Raw genomic sequence first — 2,004 nt, 5'->3', positions numbered from 1 at the left:
GGGGGGGGGGGGGGGGGGGGGGGGGGGGGTGGGGGGTGGGGGGGGGGGGGGGGGGGGGGGGGTGGGGGGGGGGGGGGGGGGGGGGGGGGGTGGGGGGGGGGGGGGGGGGGGGGGGGGGGGGGGGGGGGGGGGGGGGGGGGGGGGGGGGGGGGGGGGGGGGGGGGGGGGGGGGGGGGGGGGGGGGGGGGGGGGGGGGGGGGGGGGGGGGGTGGGGGGGGGGGGGGGGGGGGGGGGGGGGGGGGGGGGGGGGGGGGGGGGGGGGGGGGGGGGGGGGGGGGGGGGGGGGGGGGGGGGGGGGGGGGGGGGGGGGTGGGGGGGGGGGGGGGGGGGGGGGGGGGGGGGGGGGGGGGGGGGGGGGGGGGGGGGGGGGGGGGGGGGGGGGGGGGGGGGGGGGGGGGGGGGGGGGGGGGGGGGGGGGGGGGTGGGGGGGGGGGGGGGGGGGGGGGGGGGGGGGGGGGGGGGGGGGGGGGGGGGGGGTGGGGGGGGGTGGGGGGGGGGGGGGGGTGTGGGTGAGTGCGTGTTGAGGGAGCGTGTGCGTGTGTGCGTGTGTGTGCGAGCTGTTGAGTGTGGGGTGGTTGAGTGGTGTGTGTGTGTGTGTGTGTGGGGTGTGAGGGTGTGTGATGGTGCGCGTGCGTGGTGTGTGTGTGTGTGTGTGGGGTGGGGGGGGCGTGGGGTGGGTGTGAGTGTGTGTGTGGGTGTGTGGGGTGTGGGGGTGTGTGTGTGTGGGGTGGGTGTGGGGGGGTGTGTGGGGTGGGGTGTGTGGGGTGTGTGTGAGGGGGGTGTGGGGTGGGGTGTGTGGGGTGTGTGGGGTGTGTGTGTGGGGGGGGGGGTGTGTGTGGGGTGGGGTGGTGGGGTGTGGGGTGGGGTGGGGTGGGGGGTGGTGTGTGTGTGTGGGGGGTGTGGGGGGGTGGGGTGGGGTGGTGGGGTGTGTGTGGGGTTGTGTGGGGCGCCTGGTCGTGGCCACCGAGGGCGGCGGCACCGAGTCCCGTCGCGGCGGGCGACATCGTCCACCTGCGGGCGGCCGACTGACCCGGCGCGGGACGCGCGGCGCGTCCGAACCGGTCGGTCACCCCGGGTGGCGGCCGGTTCGGGCGTGAGCCAGCACACACCTGTCGTATCGTGGAGCCCGATTCGTGGGGCGCGAACGTGAAGCGCCGTCCACGCGACAGAACGGCAGGACAGTGGGCAGGGAAACGGGCAGGAGGCGGCCGGTGACCGTCGACGACGCGGGCAGCGGCGACGTGTCCGGACCAGCCGAACCCGCACGGCCCTCCACGGCCGCGGAAGCGCCGGAACCCTCGGCGTACCCGACCCCCCACCACGTCGTCGACCACACGGCCGAACCGACCGACGACCCCCTCGCGATCCGCCTCGAACAGCTCATCCTGGGCGCGGACCGCCGCTACACCCCCTTCCAGGCCGCCCGTACCGCCGGCGTCTCCATGGAGCTCGCCTCCCGCTTCTGGCGCGCCATGGGGCTTCGCCGACATCGGCCAGGCCAAGGCGCTCACCGAGGCCGACGTCCTCGCCCTGCGCCGGCTCGCCGGCCTCGTCGAGGCGGGGCTGCTCAGCGAGCCGATGGCCGTGCAGGTCGCCCGCTCCACCGGGCAGGCCGAACATCCGGGGCGTCGGACGGCTGGGCGACGTCTCCTTCGAGGCCGCGCAGGGCCTGGTCGAGCTGGACGAGGCCGCGAGCGCCCGGATCGGCCTCCGGGCGGGCGACGTCTCCGTCGGCCGGCTGGGCGGCTCCGCCGAGATCACCACCCACAAGGGCGACGTCACGGTCGCCGAGGCCGTGCGCGGCACGGTCGAACTGCGCACCGACGCCGGGGAGATCACGGTCGGCGCCGCCCCGGGCGTCTCCGCCTCCCTGGACGCGGGCACCGCCTACGGCCGCGTCCACAACACCCTGAAGAACGCCGAGGGTGCCGCCGCCCCGCTGAACATCCAGGCGACCCACCTCGTACGGCGACATCACCGCCCGCGGCAACTGACCCCGCACCC

General features: G+C 79.3%; 2 pseudogenes. Both read left to right on the top strand.

Going from position 1 to position 2,004, the window contains the following annotated elements:
- Positions 1-1,211 precede the first annotated feature (1,211 nt).
- Positions 1,212-1,611, top strand: a pseudogene (locus ABD981_RS10950) (adenylate/guanylate cyclase domain-containing protein); the annotation flags it as partial.
- A 7-nt stretch (positions 1,612-1,618) separates the two neighbouring features.
- Positions 1,619-1,994 (top strand): annotated as a pseudogene (locus tag ABD981_RS10945) (DUF4097 family beta strand repeat-containing protein); the annotation flags it as partial.
- Positions 1,995-2,004: the final 10 nt, after the last annotated feature.

The organism is Streptomyces showdoensis, assembly GCF_039535475.1.
GTDB lineage: Bacteria > Actinomycetota > Actinomycetes > Streptomycetales > Streptomycetaceae > Streptomyces > Streptomyces showdoensis.
The sequence above is the reverse complement of the archived record's forward strand: the minus strand, read 5'-3'. Positions and strand labels throughout refer to the sequence as shown.